Annotated in this window: 25 protein-coding genes; 16 read left to right on the top strand and 9 right to left on the bottom strand. The window is 43.2% G+C overall.

Annotation, left to right across the window (positions count from 1 at the left end):
• Window positions 1–648, bottom strand: coding sequence for a uracil phosphoribosyltransferase (upp, locus tag B050_RS0100495; RefSeq protein ID WP_018471905.1), 648 nt, complete (start codon window positions 646–648; stop codon window positions 1–3).
• Window positions 649–719: 71 nt separating this feature from the next.
• Window positions 720–1,991 (bottom strand): OmpA family protein, encoded by a 1,272-nt coding sequence (locus tag B050_RS0100490; RefSeq protein ID WP_018471904.1) that lies wholly within the window; start codon window positions 1,989–1,991, stop codon window positions 720–722.
• A gap of 181 nt (window positions 1,992–2,172) precedes the next feature.
• On the opposite strand from B050_RS0100490, the gene B050_RS0100485 reads away from it, so the two are divergent.
• From B050_RS0100485 to B050_RS0100445, 9 genes are all read left to right on the top strand, one after another.
• The gene (locus B050_RS0100485) at window positions 2,173–3,081 is read left to right on the top strand and encodes a M20/M25/M40 family metallo-hydrolase (RefSeq protein ID WP_018471903.1); all 909 of its coding nucleotides are present in this window, start codon (window positions 2,173–2,175) and stop codon (window positions 3,079–3,081) included.
• Window positions 3,082–3,219: 138 nt separating this feature from the next.
• A complete protein-coding gene (gene hpt, locus B050_RS0100480; RefSeq protein ID WP_018471902.1) occupies window positions 3,220–3,747 on the top strand; it encodes a hypoxanthine phosphoribosyltransferase in 528 nt (175 codons plus the stop codon).
• 37 nt (window positions 3,748–3,784) lie between these two features.
• Window positions 3,785–4,357: an adenylate kinase gene (locus tag B050_RS0100475; protein ID WP_018471901.1), complete on the top strand. Its 573-nt coding sequence runs from the start codon at window positions 3,785–3,787 to the stop codon at window positions 4,355–4,357.
• Between the two features lie 88 nt (window positions 4,358–4,445).
• Window positions 4,446–5,438, top strand: coding sequence for a GTPase ObgE (gene obgE / locus B050_RS0100470; RefSeq protein WP_018471900.1), 993 nt, complete (start codon window positions 4,446–4,448; stop codon window positions 5,436–5,438).
• Window positions 5,439–5,511: 73 nt separating this feature from the next.
• Window positions 5,512–6,132, top strand: coding sequence for a nucleotide exchange factor GrpE (locus B050_RS0100465; protein ID WP_018471899.1), 621 nt, complete (start codon window positions 5,512–5,514; stop codon window positions 6,130–6,132).
• A 6-nt stretch (window positions 6,133–6,138) separates the two neighbouring features.
• Window positions 6,139–7,254, top strand: a complete 1,116-nt coding sequence (dnaJ, locus tag B050_RS0100460) for a molecular chaperone DnaJ (protein WP_018471898.1) — start codon at window positions 6,139–6,141, stop codon at window positions 7,252–7,254.
• A 92-nt stretch (window positions 7,255–7,346) separates the two neighbouring features.
• Window positions 7,347–8,240 (top strand): hypothetical protein, encoded by an 894-nt coding sequence (locus tag B050_RS0100455; RefSeq protein WP_018471897.1) that lies wholly within the window; start codon window positions 7,347–7,349, stop codon window positions 8,238–8,240.
• Window positions 8,241–8,481: 241 nt separating this feature from the next.
• Window positions 8,482–9,381, top strand: coding sequence for an ABC transporter ATP-binding protein (locus B050_RS0100450; protein WP_018471896.1), 900 nt, complete (start codon window positions 8,482–8,484; stop codon window positions 9,379–9,381).
• The gene (locus B050_RS0100445; RefSeq protein ID WP_018471895.1) at window positions 9,378–10,688 is read left to right on the top strand and encodes an ABC transporter permease; all 1,311 of its coding nucleotides are present in this window, start codon (window positions 9,378–9,380) and stop codon (window positions 10,686–10,688) included. The genes B050_RS0100450 and B050_RS0100445 overlap by 4 nt, the downstream gene beginning before the upstream one ends.
• Window positions 10,689–10,766: 78 nt before the next feature.
• On the opposite strand, the gene B050_RS0100440 is transcribed toward B050_RS0100445, so the two are convergent.
• Complete coding sequence (locus B050_RS0100440) at window positions 10,767–11,237, bottom strand: Dps family protein (protein ID WP_018471894.1); 471 nt, start codon at window positions 11,235–11,237, stop codon at window positions 10,767–10,769.
• 213 nt (window positions 11,238–11,450) lie between these two features.
• Here B050_RS0100440 and B050_RS0100435 point away from each other — a divergent pair, with 213 nt between their 5' ends.
• The 3 genes from B050_RS0100435 (at window position 11,451) to B050_RS0100425 (ending at window position 15,173) form a co-directional block, all read left to right on the top strand.
• Window positions 11,451–12,689: a sensor histidine kinase gene (locus B050_RS0100435; RefSeq protein WP_018471893.1), complete on the top strand. Its 1,239-nt coding sequence runs from the start codon at window positions 11,451–11,453 to the stop codon at window positions 12,687–12,689.
• 94 nt (window positions 12,690–12,783) lie between these two features.
• A complete protein-coding gene (locus B050_RS0100430) occupies window positions 12,784–14,364 on the top strand; it encodes a peptide chain release factor 3 (protein ID WP_018471892.1) in 1,581 nt (526 codons plus the stop codon).
• Between the two features lie 74 nt (window positions 14,365–14,438).
• The gene (locus B050_RS0100425; RefSeq protein WP_018471891.1) at window positions 14,439–15,173 is read left to right on the top strand and encodes an RluA family pseudouridine synthase; all 735 of its coding nucleotides are present in this window, start codon (window positions 14,439–14,441) and stop codon (window positions 15,171–15,173) included.
• 51 nt (window positions 15,174–15,224) lie between these two features.
• Here B050_RS0100425 and B050_RS0100420 read toward each other — a convergent pair whose 3' ends face one another.
• From B050_RS0100420 to rocD, 5 genes are all read right to left on the bottom strand, one after another.
• Window positions 15,225–15,536, bottom strand: coding sequence for a hypothetical protein (locus B050_RS0100420; protein ID WP_018471890.1), 312 nt, complete (start codon window positions 15,534–15,536; stop codon window positions 15,225–15,227).
• A 320-nt stretch (window positions 15,537–15,856) separates the two neighbouring features.
• Window positions 15,857–17,020 (bottom strand): porin, encoded by a 1,164-nt coding sequence (locus B050_RS0100415; RefSeq protein ID WP_018471889.1) that lies wholly within the window; start codon window positions 17,018–17,020, stop codon window positions 15,857–15,859.
• Window positions 17,021–17,157: 137 nt separating this feature from the next.
• Complete coding sequence (locus B050_RS0100410) at window positions 17,158–18,468, bottom strand: ammonium transporter (RefSeq protein ID WP_026235503.1); 1,311 nt, start codon at window positions 18,466–18,468, stop codon at window positions 17,158–17,160.
• A 714-nt stretch (window positions 18,469–19,182) separates the two neighbouring features.
• Window positions 19,183–20,157, bottom strand: coding sequence for a porphobilinogen synthase (hemB, locus tag B050_RS0100395; protein WP_018471885.1), 975 nt, complete (start codon window positions 20,155–20,157; stop codon window positions 19,183–19,185).
• A 471-nt stretch (window positions 20,158–20,628) separates the two neighbouring features.
• The gene (gene rocD / locus B050_RS0100385) at window positions 20,629–21,864 is read right to left on the bottom strand and encodes an ornithine--oxo-acid transaminase (RefSeq protein WP_018471883.1); all 1,236 of its coding nucleotides are present in this window, start codon (window positions 21,862–21,864) and stop codon (window positions 20,629–20,631) included.
• 264 nt (window positions 21,865–22,128) lie between these two features.
• Here rocD and rpmB point away from each other — a divergent pair, with 264 nt between their 5' ends.
• The 4 genes from rpmB to ftsY all read left to right on the top strand — a co-directional run bounded on the left by rpmB (window position 22,129) and on the right by ftsY (window position 23,854).
• Window positions 22,129–22,374: a 50S ribosomal protein L28 gene (gene rpmB, locus B050_RS0100380; protein WP_018471882.1), complete on the top strand. Its 246-nt coding sequence runs from the start codon at window positions 22,129–22,131 to the stop codon at window positions 22,372–22,374.
• Window positions 22,375–22,405: 31 nt separating this feature from the next.
• Complete coding sequence (gene rpmG, locus B050_RS0100375) at window positions 22,406–22,588, top strand: 50S ribosomal protein L33 (RefSeq protein ID WP_018471881.1); 183 nt, start codon at window positions 22,406–22,408, stop codon at window positions 22,586–22,588.
• Between the two features lie 56 nt (window positions 22,589–22,644).
• Entirely contained in the window at window positions 22,645–22,797 is a 153-nt protein-coding gene (locus B050_RS23010) for a DUF4295 domain-containing protein (protein ID WP_015264418.1), read from the top strand.
• Window positions 22,798–22,894: 97 nt separating this feature from the next.
• The gene (ftsY, locus tag B050_RS0100365; RefSeq protein ID WP_018471880.1) at window positions 22,895–23,854 is read left to right on the top strand and encodes a signal recognition particle-docking protein FtsY; all 960 of its coding nucleotides are present in this window, start codon (window positions 22,895–22,897) and stop codon (window positions 23,852–23,854) included.
• A gap of 425 nt (window positions 23,855–24,279) precedes the next feature.
• Here the strand turns inward: ftsY and B050_RS0100355 are convergent, their stop codons facing one another.
• Window positions 24,280–26,064 carry a RagB/SusD family nutrient uptake outer membrane protein gene (locus B050_RS0100355; protein WP_018471878.1) on the bottom strand — a complete coding sequence of 595 codons (1,785 nt, stop codon included), beginning with the start codon at window positions 26,062–26,064 and terminating at the stop codon, window positions 24,280–24,282.
• Window positions 26,065–26,074: the final 10 nt, after the last annotated feature.

Here is a 26,074-nt window from a genome sequence, read left to right as displayed (position 1 = left end):
TTATAGTTTTGGGCCGAAGGCCAGATCACCTGCATCACCCAATCCTGGGACGATATAGGCTTTGTCATTCAATTTTTCATCCATGGCACCCAACCAGATTTCGTAAGGGAGGTTCAGGCTGTCTTGGATGTATTCTACTCCCTCAGGTGCTGCAATTATGGCGGCTATATGGACCTTTTTTGGTGTGCCGTTTTTAAGGAGCTGTTCTACACTTGTCACCAGTGATTTGCCTGTTGCGAGCATAGGATCCACGAGTATGACTTCTCTGCCTTCTATGGAGGGAGCGGCGAGATAACTAAAGGTGATATCTACTTCCTTACCATCCGAATTGTCATTTCTATAGGCCCCAATAAAACCGCTATCAGCTTCATCAAAGTAATTGATAAATCCTTGGTAGAAGGGAACGGCAGCTCTCATGACAGAGATGATTACAGGTGAGTTTTCTATTCGTGGGCTGACCGTCTTGGCTAGGGGGGTGGTGATTTCAAGAGGCTGATAAGCCATGGATTTTGATAGTTCATAAGCCATGACCTCTCCAAGGCGCTCCATATTTCTGCGGAACTTCAGCCGATCACCTTGTTGCTGGATGTCCCGTAGGCCTTGCAGAAAGTGACACGCTATTGAATTTTGTTCGGTGAGTATAAACATATAAGCCAAAAATACACAAAAAAAAACCGACCTGAAAAGGCCGGTTTTAAATTTATACGCTTAGCGTTAGATTATTGAACTTGGAAAGAAGCTCTTCTAGCAAGTTGTCTTGCATCAGCAGACTGCTTATCTACGCTAGTGTCTTCACCATAACCTTTGTAAGAGATTCTGCTAGAGTCAATACCTGCAGCGATCAATTGATCGTAAACAGCTTTAGCTCTTTTTTCAGATAGCTTCTGGTTGTAGTTATCAGGGCCAATTTCGTCAGCATAACCTTTAACTTCAACGTTCACACCTGGATTTCTCTTAAGGAAGTTAGAAACATAATTTACAGAAGAAGCAGAGTAGCCAAGTGGCTTAGCGCTATCAAATGCATAGTATACGTTTACATAACCGTCGTTGATGGCTTTCTGGAAGAAGTCAGTTTCTTCAACTTCTTCTACTGGGCAACCGTTATTAGAGGCTGGGCCAGGTACAAAAGCACATTCGTCAGAGTGATCAGGGATACCGTCACCATCAGAGTCCTGAGTTCTACCATGAGAGTCTACACGTGCTCCAGAAGGAGTGTTAGGCTCTTTGTCAAGGTAATCAGGTACACCGTCTCCATCGGAGTCTTTAAGCATATCCTTGATTTCACCGATTTGGTTCTCAAGTTCGCTCTTAGTTGCATACATACCTTCTCTTACATACCAATCAGCATGTGTTGTATTTCCACCTAGGTAGAAAGACAGACCCAATGTACCAGTCCAAGATACAGCGTTAGCGCCATAATAACCTTGGTCAGTAGGAAGAATAGAAGTGTGACCATCGATGGCTACATTCTGACGTCCGCTGATGATTGTAGAGATGTCACCGTTAAGGGATACTCTGTTACCCAGTCTTACCTGAGCCGTTAAACCTGTGATGAAATTATAAGTCTCATCTTTGAAGTCAACCCATTCGTTCTCTTTAGGAGTTACAGTTCCGTAACCAGCTCCTAAGTGATACAATAGACCGATTGTCTTCGTCCAAGTTTCAAAGTTCATCATTCTACCCACGTTAGCAACACCTTGCAGGTTGATACGGGAGTAGTTTGTTTCGAATGAAGGAGTACCATCAGCTTCTTGGTATTTACCAAAGCCGTAGTCCAGTTTCATCCCGAACTTCTCGTTAAACATGTACCTTACCCCAACATCAGCATGTCCTAGATTCAATGATGGAGAATAAAAACCTGGAGACATAGGGCTCATCGGTTTATTAAATCCACCATTAACGTCAATTGACCACTTGTTGAAGTCGTTCTGGGCATTAGCTCCAACTGCCAATGCGCCAGCCATTAATGTTGATAGTAATAATTTTTTCATGATTCAAAAAAAATTTTTTTTCAAAATTAAGTGTTTAATTGATTTAAATCCAAACTTAGTAACGATTAAGTGTAATGCAAATGTAAATTTTTTATTCAATAACTATAAATTTTTTACAGTTTGTTTTAAGATAATTAGTTCCAAATTTGCAGAAACAAACAACTCATAAACTATGCCAAACATGGATTTTCTGTATCAAATGTTACAAAAAACAGGCGTTTCAGGCGATGAACACAATTTCTCGTCTTTCATTATGGATTATGTCCAACAACGTAAAAAGTCATGGAAGGTTCTGCCAGAAGTCTATTTTGGTGAAGAATTTCAAGATAATATTGTCTTAAAATTCGGAAATCCACGCACCGCGGTCTTCGCTCACCTGGATACGATAGGCTTTACTTGCCGTTATCACAACCAATTGGTGCCTGTTGGAGGACCGGATGTTCAGGATGGAAATATCCTGGTAGGAGAGGATGCCTTAGGTCCTATCGAATGTACTGCGCATATAGTGGAGGATCAACTTATTCATGGTTTCCCTCGGGGTATCCAGCCAGGTACCAACCTTTCCTATAAGCAAAATATAAGAGTAGATGATGAATATATTCAAGCCGCTTATCTGGATAACCGCCTTGGGGTATTTAATGCCTTGGAAATTTGTGAAGATCTGGAAGATGGCCTGGTGGTGTTTTCTACTTATGAAGAACATGGCGGAGGCAGTGTGCCGTTTCTGGCCAAGTTTATTTACGAAAAGTGGGGGGTACGGCAGGCGCTTATCTCTGATATCACCTGGGTGACCGAAGGGGTGAAGCATCATGAGGGAGTTGCGATTTCCCTTAGGGATCAATTTATCCCCCGCAAAACCTATATTAATAAAATAGTGGCTTTAGCTGCCGAAAGTGGTGTGCCTTATCAGCTCGAAGTGGAAGGAGCCGGAGGGAGTGACGGTAGAGAGATTCAGATGAGCCCCTATCCTATAGATTGGTGCTTTGTGGGAGCCCCGGAAGATAATGTGCATACCCCCGACGAAAAGGTGTCTTTGCTTGATCTGGAAGCAATGATTAACCTATATAAGTATCTTATGCAACATCTGTAATAGATGGAAAATCTCATTTTGGAGGGCTATGGAGGTCGGAAGGGCTGTAATTGACATCTTTATAGAGCAAAATAGGCGGCTAAAATGAAATTTTTCTATATTTGTAACGCCCTAAATTTTAGGGCTTTTTTATTGTATATGTTGAAAGTAAGAGATAAAGAATTCAAGTTGTACCTGTCTGCTGAGGAGCTGAAGGACAGAGTGAACCAAATAGGGGCACAATTAAGCCAAGATTATGCTGGGAAAGAACCAGTGGTTTTGGGGGTGCTTAATGGGGCATTTATGTTTTTGTCAGACCTTATGAAGGCAGTCGATACCCCTTTGGAAATGTCTTTTATAAAAATATCCTCTTATGAATCAATGTCATCCACTGGTAAGGTGAAGGAGGTTCTGGGGCTAACAGGTTCCTTAGCGGGGCGACATGTATTGGTAGTGGAGGATATTGTGGATACGGGTTTGAGTATGGCTTATTTAATTAATGAGCTGAAAGCTCAGGCCCCTTCTAGCGTGGAGGTGGTCAGCTTATTGCTGAAACCTGAAGCCTTGACCGCTGCGGTATCCGTAAAATACGTAGGTTTCGAGATTCCAAATAAATTTGTGGTTGGCTATGGCCTGGATTATGACGGGTATGGCCGCAACCTTAAAGAAATATATCAACTAAAGTGAAAGGGAACACCTAAACACTATAAAAACCATAAGAATCATGCTAAACATAGTATTATTTGGCCCTCCGGGTGCCGGCAAAGGGACGCAAAGTGAAAAGCTAATTGCGAAATACCAACTGGAGCATATTTCCACTGGAGATCTATTTAGAAAACACCTTGGTGAAGGCACGGATTTGGGAAAATTGGCCAAAAAATATATGGATGAGGGGCACTTGGTGCCAGATGAGGTGGTCATTGGTATGGTGGATGACAAGATTAAGTCCAGTACCTCTGCCAAAGGCTTTATTTTGGATGGATTTCCTCGTACCGTGGCTCAGGCGGAAGCCTTAGATGGCCTGCTTGAGGATAAAGATATGGGCATCTCCGGGATGATAGCCCTGGATGTCCCTGAAGAGGAACTGAAAGAACGAATCAGACAGCGTGGTAAGACCTCGGGAAGAGTGGACGATCAGGATGAGGAGAAAATCAATACCAGAATCCGTGTATATAATGATGAGACCCTACCTGTGGCGAGTTATTATGATGCTCAAGGTAAATTATCTACCATACATGGAGTGGGAAGTATTGAGGAGATTTTCGGAAATATCTGTGAGGTTATAGATAACTATTAATACCCGAAAAATAATTGTAACTTTGTGGCAGTTAATGGATGGCTAAGAGTAAATCTTAGCCTCTTTTATTTGTAAAAAATATAGCACTGTGGCAGATTCCAACTTTATAGATTACGTGAAATTTTGCTCCCGATCAGGCTCTGGAGGAGCAGGCTCGGCGCATTTTCGCAGAGAAAAACATGTGCCCAAAGGTGGGCCTGATGGAGGTGATGGTGGTCGTGGAGGCCATATTATCTTACGTGGCAATTCCCAGTTGTGGACCTTGCTACATTTGAAATTTCGAAAACATGTCATCGCCGAAGGGGGTAAAGGAGGAGAAGGAGGAAGAAGAAAAGGCCGTGATGGAAAAGATATCGTCTTAGAGGTACCCTTGGGTACCGTCGCCAAAGATGCGGAGACCGGAGAGGTGCGCTTTGAGGTGAATGCAGACGGAGAAGAGATCATCCTGACTTCTGGAGGACGTGGTGGTTTAGGAAACGATCATTTCAAAACATCCACCAATCAGGCGCCACATTATGCGCAGCCTGGGGAAGATGGGATAGAAGAATGGATTGTATTAGAACTAAAATTACTGGCAGATGTGGGCTTAGTAGGCTTTCCTAATGCTGGTAAATCGACCTTATTATCCTCCATATCGGCTGCTAAGCCAGAAATAGGTGATTATCCTTTCACCACCTTAGTGCCTAACCTGGGTGTGGTGGGCTATAGAGATGATAAATCCTTCGTAATGGCTGATATCCCAGGGATTATTGAAGGCGCTTCTGAAGGCAAAGGCCTAGGCCTGCGTTTCCTGAGGCATATTGAAAGAAACTCCATCCTCTTATTCCTCGTGCCTGCAGATGCAGAGAGTATCAAGGAACAATATGGTATTCTACTGAAGGAATTAGAAGAGTACAATCCTGAGCTCCTGGATAAAAGGCGCATTTTGGCGGTATCTAAGTCAGATATGCTGGATGAAGAGTTGATGAATGAGATGCGTGCAGACCTCCCTGAAGGGATAGAATGTATCTTTATCTCCTCCGTAAGCCAGTATAACCTCGATAAACTTAAAGATTCCCTTTACCAAGCCATTATAGAATAATGTCACTTTGTCAGTTGATGCAGTATGGCAAACAAATTGATAAAGTAGGAAGGAAGCGAAAAAGATAATTCGTATGTCAAATCAGGAAAATTTGTCAAAAGAAGATATGAATAAGGAAAATGTAGCTCCAGAAGAGCAGACTGAAAATAAGCAAGCGGAAACTGCTTTTGATGAGAATGCAGAACAGAGCTCTTCCACCAACGAAGAGCAAGTAAATGCCGAAGCAAGCTCAGAAGAGCCGTCAGCAGAGGAGAAATATAAGGCGGAAGCTCAGGAGATGAAGGACAAGTATTTGAGGTTATATTCTGAATTTGAGAATTACAGAAGAAGGACTTCCAAAGAAAGACTTGATCTGATCAAAACAGCCTCTGAGGATGTATTGAGGGATCTGATTCCTGTGGTGGATGATTTTGAGCGAGCGATTAGAGCAGAAGAGCAAGCGAGTGGGCAGGAGAAGGCCCTTGAAGGAAGCTTGTTGATATATAATAAACTATACAAAATGCTTGAGGCCAAAGGGCTGAAGGCAATGGAGGATCTGATAGGGAAGGATTTTGATGCGGATACGCAGGAAGCCATCACCCAGATTCCCGCGCCTTCTGAAGAGATGAAGGGGAAAGTAATTGATGTGGTAGAAAAAGGCTATACCCTTGGCGATAAGGTCGTGAGATACGCCAAGGTAGTCATTGGATCTTAAGAAATTATGGCAAAGAGAGACTTTTACGAGGTACTAGGGCTGTCCAAAGGGGCGACTGCGGAGGAGATAAAAAAAGCTTATCGAAAGATGGCGATCAAATATCACCCTGACAAAAACCCAGACAATAAGGAAGCAGAAGATAAGTTCAAAGAAGCCGCTGAAGCCTATGAGGTGCTCAGCAATCCAGAGAAGAAAGAACGCTATGATAGATTTGGCCATCAAGGCGTAGGCGGCAATGCCGGCTATGGCGGTGGCGGGATGAATATGGATGACATCTTCTCCCAATTCGGCGACGTGTTTGGCGGCGGTGGTGGAGGCTTTGAGTCTTTCTTCGGCGGCGGCGGTGGCGGCGGTCGTAGAATGCGCAAAGGAACCAATCTTCGTGTCAAATTAAAGGTCAACCTAAAAGAGGTGGCCAACGGCGTAGAGAAAAAAATAAAAGTGAAACGTCACGTGGTCGCGGACGGTGTTTCCTTCAAAACCTGTAATACCTGTCAAGGTCAGGGGCAAATTAAGAAAGTCGTGAATACGATGCTTGGTCAGATGGTGTCTGCAAGTACTTGCCCTGCTTGCGGCGGTACAGGACAGATCATCGATAAGAAGCCAGACCATGCTGATGCCAAAGGCTTGATGTTGAAAGAGGAAGTGATCCCTATCAATATCCCTGCTGGCGTGGCTGATGGAATGCAACTGAGCCTTTCTGGAAAAGGGAATGAAACCCCAGGCGGTGTGGCCGGAGACTTGCTCATTGTCATTGAAGAAATCGAGCATGACCTGCTTCAGCGTGATGGAAATAATGTCGTATATGACCTCTATGTTAGTTTCATTGATGCTGCTCTAGGAGCACATATAGAAGTGCCAACCATAGAAAGTAAAGTGAAAATCAAACTTGAGCCAGGAACCCAAAGTGGAAAAATTCTTCGACTCAAGGGGAAAGGAATCAAAGATCTGAATGGATACGGCCGTGGAGACGAACTCATACATGTCAATGTATGGACGCCAAGACAGCTTTCCAAAGAGGAAAAAGATATGCTGGAATCTCTCAGAACTTCTGAGAATTTTATTCCTGATCCAAGTAATTCTGAGAAGAGCTTTTTCGATAAAATGAAGGAGTTTTTCTAGAACCTCAATAGGACTATAAAAAAAGCCGGATTTTTTCCGGTTTTTTTTATGCCTCTGCCAACCTTTTACCTAAGCTTTCGTAGGTTATTCGTATGTTGAATAGATTGTGCTTAATCGTTTTTCTGGCCTGTGGAATGGCTCACTGGGCAGAAGCTCAGATCGTCAAGGAGTTTGCGGTGAAGGAAAGAAGTGGATTTGATCAGGTTCAATTAAACTTCTCCTCCTATAAAGGAGTGTCCTCTATCGATCGATTATATTCTAATAAGCCATTAATGATCCATGCTCACCTGTCAAAGGTGAATATATTACCTGAATTCCAATACTCAATAGATGATAATACCCTCAAAGCTACTCTGAATCATAGCGATGTAGATAGAGAAAGCTTTGGCAAAAGCCTCTCCTCAAAACTTTTTGCAAGTGCAGAAGGCGACTTTGATCATACATGGGAAGTAGGCCTAAGCGAAGATTTTAATTATGATTTGAATTTGCAGTTTGGTATTGGCCGTGCCAATGTGGATCTGTCACATATCAAAGTCAAAAAATGTAAAATCAATACCGCTACGGCTGATGTTTATTTGACTTTCCAGGATGAAGCCATCAACTCTGTAGCCATGGATACCTTACTGGTAAAGGTGAATATGGGGACTGTCGATGGCATAAACGTGGCCCACGCCAATGCTAGAAACCTGATTTTTGATGTCAATTATGGCAAGGTAAATCTAAACTTCCGTAAGATGCCCCATGATATTGGTCCCTGCCTGGTGACCACCACCGTAGGGGCAGGCGCAGTTTATATCGCCTTACCATCTCCTCAGTACCCTTATATTATTCGTATCAACTCCACCGCTATGTGCAGGACTAAATTGCCTTCCTATCTCTCAGAGCTAGAGGAAAAGGTCTATGTGAGCAAAGGGTACAAAAAAAATGCAGCCAATTTGATGGAGTTTGAGATTGATGTATCTGTGGGCTCTCTGGTGCTGCAATAATACCCCAAACTCGATGCTTATGAGGGGTGGGCGTCCCCATATGGATTATTCTAACTCTCCTTATTTCTTTATCTTATTTGCTGCTTTCAGGTTTTGGATTCAAAGGTAATGAATCAGAGAAATAATCATTGTGCCTAATCTATTCCCCTTATTTTTGCCAGACTGCGTTTTTTAAGCATATCAATAGGATCATATTAGAAGATTTTGATACTTTTAAAGTAAATATCTTAATAAGCTATAGGTGAATATACTTACAATAACTGCTCTGAATAAGAGCTATGGAGACCATAAGGCACTTACGGATGTGGATTTAACTATTCCTCGAGGAGGCGTATATGGTTTGCTAGGACCAAATGGCGCTGGCAAAACAACCTTGATCCGAATTGTCAATCAAATTATAGAGGCAGATAGCGGAAGTGTTTTGCTCAATGGGGAGCAATTATCCTCAAAGCACATTCGCAATATCGGCTATCTCCCTGAGGAGAGAGGTTTATATAAGAAGATGAAAGTCCGTGAGCAACTGCTTTATTTCGCTCAACTGAAAAATCTAAGCTCCTCCCAAGCGCATGAGAAAGTGGATAAGTGGCTTAAGAAACTTGATATAGCCAACTGGGCAGAGAAGAAAATCGAAGACCTGTCCAAAGGCATGGCGCAGAAAGTGCAGTTTATCTCCACGGTGATCCATGATCCAGAGCTGCTCATTTTGGACGAACCCTTCTCTGGTTTTGACCCAGTAAATGCAGAAATTATAAAAAATGAGATCCTTGAATTAAAATCCCAAGGTACCACCGTCGTCCTCAGCACACACCGGATGGAATCAGTGGAGCTCTTATGTGATCATATTGCGATGATCAATAAGTCCCAAAAGGTCCTGGATGGATCAGTCGGGGAGATCAGAGATCAGGCCAAGACGGGTACATTTATGGTGGAGCTCCTTCCAGATGGACTTCCTTTCCCCGCACATTGGGAAATGGTGAGACAGCAGGAAGGCAAGTGGAAATTTAAGGCTTTACTTGAAGGCCGAGAGCCCAATGAGCTTTTAAATGAGATTTTGCCCTTTGGGCAAGTCATAGGATTTACAGAGATGATCCCTACCATTGAGGAAATATTTATTCAAAAAGTTAAAGAAACGACCCCATGAGAAAAATTTTTTTGGTGATCCAAAGAGAATACCTTGCTCGCGTAAGAAAGAAATCTTTTCTCCTGACTACCATCCTTACTCCCTTAGTATTTCCTGCTATTTTAGGATTGTTTCTTTGGATATCCACCAGCGAAAGTGGGGGAGATGCCCTTCGGATCATAGAAGTGGTGGACGAGACTGAGGCCTTCTTTTTAGAATCTAATGGAGAATTTGCGTTTTCCTATTCTGATCTTCCCGCCGACAAAGCCAAGGAAATGGTGGTAGCTGGTGAGCGGTATGGTTTTTTGCATATTCCCCCTCTGGAATTGGAGCGCCCGGAAGGAATATTATTTTATTCTGAAAAATCTGCTCCCATGGGGCTTATATCCGAGCTGGAAGGTGAGCTGAAACGTAAAATTGAAGAGATAAGGCTTTATGATTCGGGAATCGATCCCCTGCTCATAAAGCAGCTAAAAACTAATGTAAACATCAATTCCATCACTTTGGAGAAAGGTGGAGTGGAGAAAGCTTCCAATTCAGCGATCAATTATGGATTAGGGTTTTTTCTTGGGATACTCATTTACACCTTTATTTTTATCTATGGAAATCAAGTCATGCAGGGGGTAATCGAGGAAAAATCCAGCCGTATTATAGAGATTTTGGTAAGCTCCATTCGTCCCTTTGAGCTTATGGTAGGGAAGGTGCTGGGAATAGGAGCGGTAAGCCTTACACAATTCCTGATCTGGATCCTGCTGATGACGACCATCTCCACGGTGGTCATGGGTTATTTTGGTATGCAGATGCCGCAGCAGCAGGCGATGGAAATGGCAGGTGGCGAGGCCGCTGAGCAGATGATGGCCTCTGGTCAGGTAGGTCAATTCCTAGTGGCCATGCAAGGCATCGATTTCGTGGCTTTGATCTTCACATTCCTCTTTTATTTCCTTGGCGGATACTTGCTGTATGGAGCTGTTTTTGCAGCGATAGGTGCCGCAGTGGACTCCCCTGCGGATGCACAGCAGTTTATGCTGCCAGTGACCATTCCATTGATGGCGAGTTACTTTGGCTTGTTTATTTTTATTCTGGATGACCCAAATAGTCAAGCGAGTTTCTGGCTGTCAGTGATCCCCTTGACCTCCCCCATAGCGATGGTCGGAAGAGCTAGTTTTGGAATACCTGCCTTTGACCTGATCTTGTCGATGACCCTTCTTATTGTGGGATTCCTCTTTACGGCTTGGGTGGCGGGTAAGATCTATAGGATAGGGATTTTGGTCCATGGGACCAAGGTGAACTATAGAACCCTGTGGAAATGGATAAAGCAGAGTAATTAAATTTTTAAGGACAAAAAAATAGCCCAATGAATAGACTTCAAGCGCTATTCATTGGGCCCATTAGGGGTTTAATAACTATTATCTTAGATAGGCAGAAAGCATCCACACCACTTTTTCTTTGGAAGTGATATAGTCACTCATCAGCGCTACAGTTCCTTCATCACCTTGAGCGCTGGCGATCTCCAAGGTTTCTCTCTCCAAGGTCAATAGTGTGCCCAGATTGTCACGTACCTGTTCTACCATTTTGGTAGGTTCAGAGATCTTCTTTGCCTCCTTGATGACTGCTTGCTCGATATATTCTGAGAAGCTGCTCAATGGACGCTCACCCAGAGTGAGGATCCTCTCAGCAGTTTCGTCAATGGCTTCATTTGCCTCATTGTATAATTCCTCAAACTTGGCATGTAGCTCAAAGAAATTAGGACCGGAAACGTTCCAGTGGAAATTTCTCAGATTCTGGTAATAAATTTCATAATTAGCCAAAAGGTTGTTCAGCTTTTCAGCCAATACTTTGCTATCTTTTACTTTTAGTCCTATTTCGTTGGTCGCCATATTATATTTGTTTTGTTTATTTAAAATATTATCCGAATTTACGAGAATCTTGGTTCTGTTTCAAACTGATATTTTCAATAGTCGATTGATAATATCTATAACCGGGATGGAATAATGAAATATTTTGCAAAAATTAACGTTGAAGCCATATTGGAAGTGGTGGGTAGCTGTTTGGGCTTGCCAATGCCCTAAAGTCAAAGAGAAATTTATTGAATGAGAAATAAAATTCAGGATCTGGCAACGCTGGATTTATATCATAATAGAGGCAAGGTGAAGTGGATCATTTTTCTGGCTTCTCTTATTATAAGTATTGGTTCGATATACTACACCAATACGCTGGTCAGCGAGCTAAAAGAGCGTGAGAAAAAGCAGATCACCCTATATGCCAATGCCATGGAATACGTGGCTAATAATTCTGATAACCTTACTTTTATTCATCAGGGGATTATCCAGGAGAATCATAATATCCCTGTAATTGTAGCGGATGCCTTCGGCAAACCTAGCGGTCAGTACCGAAATATTACCTTCAAGAAAAATGCGACTGAGGAAGATATCGAAAATAAGCTCCGTGCTGAGGTGCAGCGGATGAAGCTTGATTATGAGCCCATTCAGATTGTGGATAATCAATACATGTATTATACCAACTCAGAACTGCTTACCCGACTAAAATACTACCCTTACGTACAGCTCTCGGTGATTTTGGTGTTTGGCGTGCTGGCTTTTGCCGTATTTAACCAGAGCAAAATCGCTGAGCAAAACAGAGTGTGGGCCGGTCTTACCAAAGAAACGGCGCATCAGCTCGGTACCCCCATTGCTTCCTTAATGGCATGGATTGATTACCTGAAAAATTCCCCCGTTTGGGAAGAGAATAAAGAGGTGATCGTGGAGCTGGATAAGGATGTAGCGAAGTTGCGGATGGTGACGGAGCGGTTTAGTAATATTGGCAGTTCTCCAGTGATCAAGCAGGAGAATGTGTATTCCGTGATAGAGGAGGCAGTCAATTATCTGCGGCCACGTATCAGTAGTAAGGTCTCCATCGCGCTCAACAGCCATGCAGAGGATGTGGAGGCAATGATGAATAAGTCATTATTTGAGTGGGTAATTGAGAATATCTGCAAAAATGCGGTGGATGCCATGCGGGGGCAAGGAAGTATCTCCATACAGATCATCAAAGAGAGTGAGAAATTTGTACATATCGATATTACAGATACCGGCAAAGGCATAGATAAGAGCATGTTTAAGAAAGTCTTTAATCCTGGCTTTACCACTCGAAAAAGAGGCTGGGGATTGGGGCTTACTTTAGCGAAACGGATCATCGAAGGCTATCATCAGGGAAGAATATTCGTGTATGATTCAGAACCTGGAAAGGGGACTACTTTTAGAATTGTCCTGATGGCCGCAGATGAGAATTCCTCGGAGTTCAAGGTGGATCATGATCCGTTTTTGGCTTAGTAAGCATAGTCCTTCAGCTTGCAGGATCAAAGTTTTCCATCTTTCAATTATATCAGCTACCTTTGCACCTTGCTAATTAAGGAGCCTGAAAAAGATGAGTTTAACGAAGGAGATTCAAAAGAGACGTACGTTTGGGATTATATCCCACCCGGATGCGGGAAAAACCACCCTTACTGAGAAGCTATTGCTTTTTGGTGGGGCTATTAAGACCGCTGGGGCTGTGAAATCCAATAAGATAGATACCCATGCTAAATCCGATTGGATGGAGATAGAGAAGCAGAGAGGTATCTCTGTGGCGACTTCCGTGATGGGGTTTGAATACAGGGATGTAAAAATAAACCTTTTGGATACTCCGGGTCACCAGGATTTTGCTGAAGATACTTATAGGACCCTGACCGCTGTGGATAGTGTCATCATGGTCATCGACTGCGTCAAGGGGGTGGAGATCCAAACCGAGAAACTGATGGAAGTATGTCGGATGAGGAATACCCCTGTGATCTGTTTTATCAATAAGCTAGACCGTGAAGGCCGTGATCCCTATGATCTGCTGGATGAAGTAGAAGAAAAACTCAATATCAAGGTGCGTCCTCTATCTTGGCCCATCTCCATGGGGAAGACCTTCAAAGGAGTGTACAATCTATATAATAACTCCCTAAACCTATTCAGACCCTCTCAGCGTAAACTGTCAGGTGAAATCGTCGAGATCGAGAATCTTGATGACCCTAAATTGGAAGGACTGGTGGGAGAGAATAACGCCTACCAATTGAGAGAGGATGTGGAGCTGATCGAAGGGGTATATCCGGAATTTAATAAGGAAGATTACCTTAATGGCAAAGTAGCCCCTGTGTTTTTTGGCTCTGCGGTTAATAATTTCGGAGTGCAGGAAATGCTGGATACCTTTATTGATATTGCGCCAGCACCAAAAAGCCGAAATGCTGAAGAGCGTGAGGTCTTACCTGATGAAAGTAAATTTAGTGGCTTTATCTTTAAGATTCATGCCAATATGGACCCTAATCACAGAAACCGAATAGCCTTCTTACGGATCTGCTCAGGGACTTTCCAGAGAAATAAGCCGTATAAAAGCATGCGGACTCCCAAGCCTGTAAGGTTCTCGAATGTGACCTCTTTTATGGCTCAGGACAAAGAAATTATAGATGAGGCTTTTCCAGGGGATATTGTAGGACTCTATGATACTGGGAATCTCAAGATAGGTGATTCGCTTTCGGAAGGTGAAAGTCTTACTTTCAAAGGAATTCCGTCCTTCTCCCCTGAGATATTCAAGGAGGTGATCAATAAGGACGCCATGAAAACTAAGCAGTTGGAGAAGGGGCTTAAACAGCTGATGGAAGAAGGTGTGGCACAGTTGTTCACCTTTGACATAGGGTCTAGGAAAGTGATCGGGACTGTGGGGCAGCTGCAGTTTGAGGTGATTCAGTTTAGGCTGAAAAATGAATACAACGCCACAGTGGAGTTTGCGCCTATGAACCTCTACAAGGCCTGCTGGATCAGCAGCACCGATAAGAAGCAGCTGGATGAGTTTGTCCGATCCAAGAACCGTCATATCGCTCGGGATAAGGATGGCAAACTGGTCTTTATGGCGGAATCCAGAGCTTGGTTACAGATGGTTCAGGACAATTATCCGGATATTGACTTCCACTTTACTTCGGAATTTTAAGCATTCTAAGGATTGTAGCTGAATAGTAGCCTAATGAAAGTAGTACTAAAAGGGATTTAAATAATATATAAAATATGGCAAAGCAACCGTTTACCGTAGTCTATGAAGATAACCATCTATTGGTGGTCAATAAAGCAGCTGGGGTGCTCGTGCAAGGGGACCGTACAGGGGATAAGACACTTACTGATTATTGTAAGGACTATATTGCCAAGAAGTATGAAAAGCCCGGCGCGGTATTTTTGCACCCAGTGCATCGACTGGATCGGCCTGTAAGTGGTCTGGTGGTATTTGCCCGTACCTCCAAGGCCTTGGAGCGGATGATGCTCATGTTTAAGAAAAGAGAGATCTTCAAGGTATATTGGGCCATTGTGAAGAAAAGACCAAAGGATGTGATCGGCAAGCTGACTCATTACCTGGTGAAGGATGAAGAGAGGAATGTAACCGAGGTTTTCGAAAGAGAAGAGCCAGGATCTAAGCGTGCCGACCTAGATTATAAGCGTCTTGGAAAGCTGAATGACCACTGGTTGGTAGAAGTAAGGCCAAAGACGGGTAGACCGCACCAGATTAGGGTGCAGCTAGCGGCTATGGGCTGCCCGATACGTGGTGATCTGAGATATGGATTTGCAAAGCCCAATCCGGATGCTAGTATTAATTTACATGCTTTCCATCTTGTGTTTTTGCACCCTGTCAAAAAGGAGAAATTGTACTTAAGAGCTGCTTTACCTGAAGAGCCTTTTTGGGAGCAATACCTGGAGTTTGAAAAAGTTAAGGCTCAGGATCAGCATTTAGAGAATACGTATAGTGGATAACAAAAAAAAAGCTGCCTTTGGGCAGCTTTTTTTTTGTTATATCAAAAGGAATTAATTGTCTTCCCAAGGTTTTTGATTTTTGCCTTTGGGGCCTTTTGGTTTGCTGATCGGCTGTAAGTCAGCATTTATTGTTACTAATTCACTTTCTTTTTCCCATGCTTTTTGATTTTTGAAAGCTGGGCCAGTGGTCAAATCACCATTTATATCGACCACCAATGTGCCTGTCCGGGCTTGGTCTTTCCACGGCTTATAGTTTTTTGCTTTGGGTCCCTTGAGCTCTTTTCGCTCTTTTTCCTGACCTATTGCTTCTATGGATTCAAATCCGAAAAAACCTGCTGCAACCATTACTGCTAGTTTTACCATGCTCTTATCTATTTTTTTTTGAATTATTGTTTAACCTTCCCTAGACATATCGTAAAAATGCGTGCAAAGGTTACAGTAAAAACCAATTTTTCGTAGTTAAACACTGCTATACGTGAAATTATATATGGAAATAATTCAATATTCACTCGAATAGAGGTTTTTTGAGAATCTAAAAAATAATGTTTCTGTTAAGAATACCGAAGAGGTAGGGGTGGATTATATCGTAGAAAATATAATTTTCTGTGAAAACCAGAAAACCACGTCTTTTTTCAAAGCACGTGGTTTTCACTGAAAAATTTCAGTTTGTCAGCAAAAAAATATTAGAAAGAGAATACGGCTGCTAGTAAGAAAGAAGACAAACTCTTAGATCCTGCAAGATCGTTGTTTAAGAAGTAGTTATCCTCAGACATGCTGTCTAGTCTAACTTCTGGGATAAGCATGAAATTTTCGGAGATTTTTGCATTTCCGGATAAGGTAAGGGCAAATACATTTCCGTCACCAGCATCATCCACACCTACCACGCCATCAAGACCATTGTTGAATACATTGAAGTATTCACCACGAAGACCTACGGAGAAGTTTTCTGAAGCAGCCGCTTGAAGATATCCTGCAAAGCCATAGAATCCAGCGCCATCACCATCTGTGTCCACGATGCTGGTTCCATTATACATTTCGCCGGCAGCAGTGGTGTTATACGTGGCGTTGATGCCTAGGTACACCGCCTCAGATACATTGTAGCCAGTGGTTAGGTCGATTTGGAAAGTACTTCCTGCGGACATCGAGACAGGGCTGAGTAGGCCTGTGTCGTCTAGTTTTCCATCTTGATCTCCGTAAAGTAGGTTTAGCCAGGTACCGCCATTGTCATTTTCATAACCTAATTGAAGTCCACCATAATAGGTGCCCACAGGGTTGAAGTCTGTCAGATCGGTAGGGTTCATCACAGATGCCATTAATGACCAGTTGTCAGTAAGTGCGATGTCTGCTTTTAGTCCTGTATGGCTGAATGGACCATAGGAGAACATATAAGAGGTGGAATAATTGAAGTTGCCTGTTGGGGAAATTACTTCATAACCCAGGAAGGTATTGAAGTTACCGAAGGTCAGGGTTACAGCGTCGGTTACACTCCAGTAAACATAAAGTTGGTTTACAATATTGGAACTACCTGTAGAATTGAAAACTGCATCGGCTCCTCTAGGCCCGAAAACTAAGTCGGCTACAAATCCTACTTTTTCACCTTCATAAGCGGTGATGATATTGGCCATACCAAGGGCGAAACCCGGGAGGTTTGCGAAGGAGGTAGCGGGTGCTTGTGGTCCAAGTTCGGAGCCGTCGCTTAGAATCATGCTCTTATTAGGCGCATTGAAATTGGCTCTATAATAAGCGTCCACAGAGCCAGAGATGCTCACTTTGGACAGGTCCTGGGCAGTCAAGCTGCTTATAGTGCCCAGAAATAATACTGCAATTAGTAGTTGAAGTTTTTTCATTTTAATTTTGATTAATAATTATCTGTTAATTGTAGGATTGGCCGATAATTGGCCCTGCCCGCTTGAAGAGATTGGCGTTTGTTCAGGGGGCAGGGCATTATAATTACCAGTGGTAAGTGGTTGGTGGTTAGTTTATTCTATTCGTCATACACGATGGTGTATCCTCTGATACCATGCTCGTGAGAATCAAGTCCGGTTTTTTCATGTTCTTCAGAAACTCTGATGCCTACAGTTACTTTTAGTATATAGAAGATGATGAAGGCTGCTGTGAAGGCAGTGGCGCCACAGATAAGGACTCCGGTAAGTTGAGTAAGGAAGCTGTGATCAGGGTTGGTAGAGAAGATGCCTACCGCGAGTGTTCCCCAGATGCCGCAAGTAAGGTGGACGGATACTGCTCCTACCACATCATCAAGCTTGAGGCTGTCAAGAAGAACAGCGGACAATACTACGAGGATGCCAGCCACAAAACCTACTATCAGTGCAGCGCCTGGATTGATGACATCTGCTCCGGCGGTGATGCCTACTAGTCCAGCAAGGATGCCATTTAGCACCATACCTAGGTCGAGTCTCTTGAACACGAAATATCCTGCAAGGAAGCCTCCCATTCCTCCGGCGCAAGCAGCCAAAGAGGTGGTCACTAATACAAAGGATACTAATCCCGGATCAGCTGACAGTACTGAACCGCCGTTGAAGCCAAACCATCCGAGCCATAATAGGAATACACCTATCACTGCCAATGGTACACTTGCTCCTGGCTTATCTACAGTCTTGCCATTCACATATTTCCCGATACGTGGGCCTACTAATATAACCCCAGCCAGCGCACCCCAGCCACCTACAGAGTGTACTAGTGTGGAGCCTGCAAAGTCATAGAATCCCCAATCATCAAGGAATCCACCACCCCATTTCCAGCTTCCGATGATAGGATACACGATCCCGACATACACTACTGTAAAGAGAAGGTAGGCCCAGAGTTTTACTCTTTCGGCGATGGCTCCTGATACGATAGTCGCTGCGGTGGCTGCAAACATGGCTTGGAATAGGAAGTCAGTCCAGTAAGTGTAGCCTGCGTCAGCATAAGCAGCTGATACATCTACGCTCTCAGGTGCAAACCAGAAGGAGCTCCATCCGGCGCCATCAAATCCAATCCATCCCGGAACGGCAAATCCAGGGTACATTAAAAAGAACCCGCATAGAGCATAAGTCAATATCCCAATGATGGGAGTGACAGTGTTCTTGAATAAAATGTTAACTGTGTTTTTGGCTTGGCCAAATCCAGCTTCTACCCCGGCAAATCCAAGGTGCATAATAAATACTAAGGCAGTGGATAGCATCATCCACACATTGTTTGTTGTTAGTAAGTTCTGGGTAATGTCAGCGCTGAAATCTGCGCTCTGGGTGATCGCTTCTGTGCTTACTTGGGCGAGATCGTTAAAACTCCATTTCATAATTAGTTGAATGTTTAGATAGACTTATTTTTCGAAATATTTTATGGGTTGGCGATTCATTAGTATTCTAAAGGTAAATATTTTTTACGTAAAAAAACAAACCTAAAATTAATGATAATGTAAAAAATGTTGGTTAATAAGGTTTTGAAATACCATAAAAATGATGAAAAACTGCAAAAACTATAAAATGAGGGGTGTTTTTGCATCCATATATGTTTTCAATCTTTTTTTTTAAAATTTTTGATTTTTCGTTTTCAAATTGGGTGACTATTAATAACCACTTTTATAAAATTCTATTTTTTGATCAAATAGGTATATTTTTATTTGTTTATGCATTGAATATTGCGGTTTCGATCAAAAGCCATAGATGTTTTGGTGCTGATGGTCTGATTGATGACTGCTTTATGAAATACCCACATTCTTCTTTTTCTGCGAAAATGTAAGAAATGAGGCTCATTTTAAACCCCTTTTTTCGGCAAAAGGGCATATTCCTAAAAAGTAAGCTCTATATGAATAGGTGATGATTGGATTGATTGTTCTTTTTGTCCCAAAGGGACTGGGGAAAGGCGTGGAAATGGAGGAGGATAACTTTTGATTCCGTAAAAGGCATAAAAAACAGGCCCTCCATCTAACAAATAGATGGAGGGCCTGTTTTAATAAGGGGTAAAGTGAACCCACTTAGCAGCAGGTCCAGATTGAAAAGTAGGTTTGGAATTATTTATCCTTGTTTAGTAGAGCGAATTCCTTGGCGAAATAACTTAAGATGACTTTCGCGCCGGCTCTTTTAATGCTAAGAAGTGATTCCAGCATGACTTTTTCCCCATCAAGCCATCCTTTTTCATGGGCGGCCTTGATCATCGAGTATTCCCCGCTTACATTATAGGCTGCTATAGGTAGCTGGGTATTGTCTTTCAGCAATTTGATGACATCCAGATACGCCAGTGCGGGCTTGACCATGAGGAAGTCAGCGCCCTCTATTTCATCCAGTTCAGCCTCGATCAGCGCTTCATGGAGATTTGCGGGGTCCATCTGATAGGTTTTTTTGTCACCTGACTTAGGGGCTGAGTCCAGCGCATCGCGGAAGGGGTTATAGAATGCACTTGCGTATTTGGCGGTATAAGACATGATAGAGACGTCTGTATAGCCTTCCTGGTCTAGGGCGGTCCGGATATGTCCCACTCTGCCGTCCATCATGTCTGATGGTCCGATGATGTCTGCGCCTGCCTGAGCCTGGGCGATTGCCATCTTGCTTAGGATGGGTAGTGTCTCGTCATTTAGGATTTGGCCATTCTCCACCAGTCCATCATGGCCGTCTGAGCTATAGGGATCCATCGCCACATCTGTCATGATGCAGGCTTCGGGAAAAGTGGTTTTTATCTTATTGATCGCTTTGAGGTAAAAGGTTTCCGGGTTAATACTCTCGGTAGCAAATCGATCTTTTTTGCTTTCAGGGTAAGCTGGGAAAATGTCAAAAGCCTTAATTCCTAAATTTAAGCATTCCTCTATTTCCTTAAGTAATAAGTCTGTTGAGCGTCTGTACATCCCGGGCATGGAGGCTACTTCTTCTTTTTGATTGATGCCTTCGATGACAAATAACGGGAAGATGAAGTCTTTTACTGAAAGGCGGGTTTCTTCCACCATGCTGCGGATAACTGCAGATTTACGGTTTCTGCGCGGTCTTTGATACATCGTTATTGGTTTCTATTTGGTCCTTGCAAAGGTAATAATAATTAAGGTTATGGAATTGTAATGTGGAGGATAATCCTATTCGGGAAAAGCAGGGCCTATGAATCTAGCTTTCTTAAGGGGAAATATAGAATGGGTGCGCAGCTTAAATTCTGTCACTCGATCCTGCGGGATGGCTGGTTTAACTTCGATTGCTGAAGGATTCTCTCAAGATTCTCCTATTAAAATTCTCAATAAGCGGAAAATACTATTTTAGTTTAAGCGTGTTTCTCCGCTGGCTTTGGGATATAGTAGTATGGAGGCGCTGTCCATTGAAATGGTAATACCGGCTTATTTCGGGTGCTTAAGAAGAAGGGAAGAGGTTATTGTTGAGGGAAAAAAAGGTGAAAAATCCTATAGGATTTATGCTAAAAAAAAGCAGAAAGCCTGATTGGTAGGCTTTCTGCTAAGATCTGAATCTGAGGTTTTGATAAATTAAAATTCAGCAATCGTCTTTTGAATGATATCACAGCATTCGTGAATTTGCTCCTCGGTAATAACTAGTGGTGGAGCAAATCGGATGATATTTCCGTGGGTTGGTTTGGCGAGAAGGCCGTTTTCCTTGAGGGCCAGGCAGATGTTCCAGGCGGTATCGCTATCTTCGCTATCATTGATAACTACGGCATTCAGCAGACCTTTGCCACGCACCAGTTTTAGCAAGTCGTATTTCCCAACCAGATCTTGCATTCTATTGCGGAATAGTTCTCCCATTTTGTCAGCATTTTCAGCCAATTTTTCATCCTGAATTACTTGCAAGGCGGTCATTGCCACCCTCGCACCTAGTGGGTTACCTCCAAAGGTAGATCCATGCTGGCCGGGTTGGATGACTTCCATGACTTCATCATCAGCAAGAACTGCCGATACAGGATAGAAGCCACCAGAGATGGCCTTTCCTAGGATCAGCATATCGGGTTTTACCTGCTCATGATCGCAGGCTAGTAGTTTGCCAGTTCTGGCGATCCCCGTTTGGATTTCATCAGCTATGAATAGGGCATTATGTTCTTTACATAGGGAAGCGACTTCCTTGAGGTATCCGGGGGAGGGGACATATACTCCTGCTTCTCCCTGGATTGGCTCCACGAGATATCCGATGATGTTGGGGTTGGAGGCGAGGGCGTCTTTTAGCGCTTGGCTGTCATCATAGGGGATGGTGATGAATCCGGGGGTATAAGGGCCGAAGTTTTTCTTAGCGTTATCGTCGTTTGAGAAAGAGATGACGGTGGTGGTCCGTCCATGGAAATTGTTTTGAGCGACGAGGATGATTCCTTCATTTTCGGGAATTCCTTTTTTTTCATAGCCCCATTTTCTAGCGATTTTAATGGCTGTCTCCACCCCTTCGGCGCCGGTGTTCATTGGGAGGACCTTGTCGAAGTTGAAGTATTCACAGAGGAATTTTTCAAAACTCCCCAATATATCATTATGAAAAGCTCTGGAGGTAAGAGTAAGGGTGCTGGCTTGCTCGGTGAGCGTTTGGAGGATTCTTGGGTGGCAGTGGCCTTGGTTTACGGCGGAGTATGCGGATAAGAAGTCATAATATTTCTTTCCTTCCACATCCCACATATATACTCCTTCACCTTTGGCTAGGACGACTGGGAGGGGGTGATAATTATGGGCTCCATACTTATTTTCGGTAGATATTGCTTTTTGGGTTGCAGTTGTTTGATCCATCATAGACTTAGTTTTTAATTTTTTCGTATATTTGGGCTTTCGCTATAGAAACATAAATATAGTGAAAGCGACTGTCATGGCCTAAGTGGGAGCAAATATGTTGCCTATAGGGGTTTTGGCAGGAAAAACATGAGTAAAAGAAGTCAATGGAGATGAAATCCAATCATTTAGCTAATATTTTTTGGCTGGTCTTTTGGTTATTCAGGAAATCTTCCGATATTTGCAGACTCAATTAGAAAAACGTCTTAAAAATTACGATCATATATCATGGCAAAAGTTTGTGACATCACCGGTAAAAGACCTCGAGTAGGTAATAATGTATCGCATGCGAACAACAAGACCAAGCGTAAGTTTTATCCTAACCTGCACAAGAAGAGTTTCTATGTGCCAGAGGAAGATGCTTGGATCACGTTAAAAGTTTCTTCAAAAGCATTGAGAACAATCAATAAGAAGGGCATAAGCGCAGTGTTGAAAGAAGCTCAGGCAAAGGGGCACATTAGCATTATTAAGTAATCAATTCCGAATCCAATAAATACAGAGAGCGATGGCTAAGAAAGGTAACAGAGTTCAAGTGATTTTGGAATGTACAGAGCACAAGAATAGTGGTGTTCCAGGCACTTCAAGATATATCACGACCAAAAACCGTAAAAACACAACCGAGAGATTGGAACTTAAGAAGTTCAATCCAATCTTGAAGAAGGTGACGGTTCATAAAGAAATTAAATAATTTTAAGGAGCCGACAGGTTTGCTTGATGCAAGCTGTCCATTAAACCTAAAAAGATATGGCTAAGAAAGTAGTAGCAACCCTGAAAAAAGAAGGTGGTGTGACTTACGCTAAGGTAATTAAGGCTGTAAAGTCTGAGAAAACTGGCGCATACACTTTCAGAGAAGAGATGGTACCCACCACTGAGGTGAAGGATACCCTTGCAAAGTAATTGCCTTGCTTAAATCGTAATGCAAAAGGGATAATCCCTCTCGATTCGTTTCGAGAGGGATTTTATGATTATATTCGGGTCTAAGATGTGAATGACTATGGGAATTTTTGGATTTTTTTCTAAAGATAAAAAGGAAAGCCTGGATAAAGGCCTTCAAAAAACCAGTGATAATCTATTCTCTAAGCTTGGAAAGGCCGTAATCGGCAAGTCCAAAGTGGATGATGAAGTGTTGGATGAGCTGGAAGAAATTCTGATAACCTCTGATGTCGGTGTCGATACTACCATCAAGGTGATTCAGCGAATCGAAGAAAGGGTCGCCAGAGACAAATATGTCAACACCACCGAGCTGGATAAAATCCTTCGGGAAGAAATCGTGGGCTTATTGGAAGAAAATAACGCTCAGGACCTGTCTAATTTTGACCTTCCTGCTGATAAGAAGCCTTATATAATCATGGTCGTCGGAGTGAATGGTGTTGGGAAAACTACCACCATCGGTAAGCTCGCTCACCAGTTTAAAAGCGCTGGAAAATCAGTGGTCCTTGGGGCCGCCGATACCTTCCGTGCTGCCGCTGTGGATCAGCTTATCCTCTGGGGGGAGCGCGTGGATGTCCCCGTAGTTTCTCATGGCATGAATGCTGATCCTGCTTCTGTTGCTTTTGACACCGTCAAGCAGGGCGTGGAAATGGGCGCGGATGTCGTGATCGTAGATACCGCCGGAAGACTCCATACCAAAGTGAACCTGATGAACGAACTGACCAAAATCAAAAGGGTCATGCAGAAATTTATCGATGATGCACCACATGAAATCCTTCTGGTGCTGGATGGTTCCACGGGCCAAAATGCCTTCATCCAAGCCAAAGAATTTACCAAAGCTACCGAAATCAACGCCTTGGCAATCACCAAGCTTGATGGTACCGCCAAGGGTGGTGTGGTAATCGGTATATCTGATCAGTTTAAAATCCCTGTAAAATATATAGGCGTTGGTGAGAAGGTCACAGATCTTCAGGTTTTTAATAGAATTGAATTTGTTGATTCCCTATTTAAGCAAAAATCATAAAATCGATACTCTTTCGATAGCTCTGAAATGATAACTTAATTACAGGTTTTCTTCTTACCAATAAAAATACTTGCTCCCTCTGACTGTTTGTTGGAGGGATTTTTTTTGTCTATTGTTTTGTGTTTTTTGGCGAAGTGCTCCCTCATGTGATTTCCGGCGGCGCTCTGGTGGAGGAGAAGGAAGGCTTCGATACAGCAAAGAAAAAGACGCTGATTCGCATCAACGTCTTTTTTAAAAAGTAAAGCAAGGAGTTAAAAAAATATCGTTTGCTGTACGAGTTTCAAAAGTAGGTATTTATTTTCCGGCCATTTCGAAAGTGGGATTATGAATAGTTTAAATCAAATCGACACACTTAATATTTAATTAATATCAAAAAAAAGGGAGCCAAAATAGGCTCCCTTTTCAAGTATATAAAGCAGTTGGTATTAATTATAAGAAGGGTTTTGAGTGAGCATCGGAGTGCCATCCTTCACACTAAGGTCAATTTGACGCTGTGGAATTGGGTAATAATTGTTTTTTGGTGCGGTGAATTTTCCGCCCTCCACATCCTTGGTGATAGAACCTTGATAAGCGAAGTAAGCGTTGAGTTCACTCTCAGCGATTCCCCATCGCACTAAGTCAAAGAATCGGTGACCTTCCATCGCAAGTTCGAGCTTACGCTCTCTATAGATGACTTTCAGCGCACTGTCCATATCGCCAAATTGCGCACTGGTGTATAGATTGATATTGTAATTAGCCGCAGGCGTGGTGCTAAATCCGTTCATCGGTGCGTTGACATTGATGTATTGCTTCAAGTAGCCATCTACGTTCATCGCTCTTGCTCGTATCTCATTGACCAGAGCCATAGCTCCTGTTAGATTACCTAGCTGGGCTTCCGTCTCCGCAGTCATCAGCAGGACATCAGCATAGCGGATGACGTGGACGTTGATCGCTGTACCTGGTGCCCAGGTGCTTTGGTCAGAATAGAGGCCTTGAGTGGCTTGCCAGTAGATGGTTTTCTTAGGAGCGTAGGGCCCGCCATAGCTTTGGTCTCTTACCCAGGTCTGACCTGGGTGATGTCCCCAGTCATGATAAGGAATGCCTCTTCGGCCTACAGTCCAGTCCAAGCGTGGGTCCAGGGATCCTGTATAAGGAACAAATGCATCAGTAGAAGTAAGTCCCATATCGGATTTTACCGGATCTTGGTTATAGTTGTCCAGGATAGGAAGACCTGTTGTAGGGTCTGTTTTGAAGGAGTTTACCAGGTCCTGTGTAGGCTGATAAAATCCGCAGCAACGGAAGGGGCTATTGTATGGGAAGTTCAGCATATTTCCAGAATTGGAGTTACTTATCGTCCCTGTACCTGCATTGGCCACCATTTGGATATCAAAGATGGTTTCAGAATTATTTTCCTTAGCTGCATCAAAGTTGTCTGCAAACTTGCCCAATAGCTCATATTTAACACCTGCAGAATTGACCCCATTCGCAATTACCTGCTTGAAGATGGTGTTTGCCTCCTGGTATTTTTTCTGATATAGATAGGTTTTCCCCATATATGCGGCGGCAGCCCATTTGTTTGCTCTGCCAAAGTCATCCTGCGTTTCAGGAAGCTTGTCGTAAGCATACTCAAAATCTGCCTCTATGTTTGGCCAAATATCTACGTTATTTGGTTGATTAGGATCTTCAGTATTTTCATCTACCCAAGGTACCATATTGAACATTTTTTTCAGTTCAAAATAAAAGTGGCCTCTTAAGAATCTAGCTTGAGCAGAGATATTATCTCTTTCCTCCTGAGTGAGATCCTCTGTAGCGGCGAGGATGGTGAGTACGTTATTGGTACGTTTTATTCCCTCATAAGTCGCTTTCCATTTGGTGTTGAAGAATCCATTGGAAGCACTACTATAGAAATTTACGATAGGATCAATAGCGGGCTGATCACCTGCAAAGCTGCCTTTGGAAGCTTCGCCGCCGGCTACAGTGCCATAGATCCAGTTTTCGGGAGCAGCTTCCCAGCCACTGCCTCCGCCAAGGGCGTCTGTTCCGCCAGAGCCTTGGCCATCTAGTGCCGCATAGGCTCCTATGAGTAGGTTGTTTACACCGTCCCGATTGGCGAGTACATCATCGCCTAGTGCGCCAAGGGCAGGTTGGTCTAGAAACTCCTCTGAGCAGGATGAGGTGATCCCCAGTGCCAAGAGTGCCAGAAGTATATATGATATTGATAATTTTTTCATGATTTTAATT

It is taken from the genome of Echinicola pacifica DSM 19836, assembly GCF_000373245.1.
In the GTDB taxonomy this organism is placed as follows: Bacteria; Bacteroidota; Bacteroidia; order Cytophagales; family Cyclobacteriaceae; genus Echinicola; species Echinicola pacifica.
Note: the sequence above shows the minus strand (reverse complement) of the source record. Positions and strands in the feature narration are given on the sequence as shown.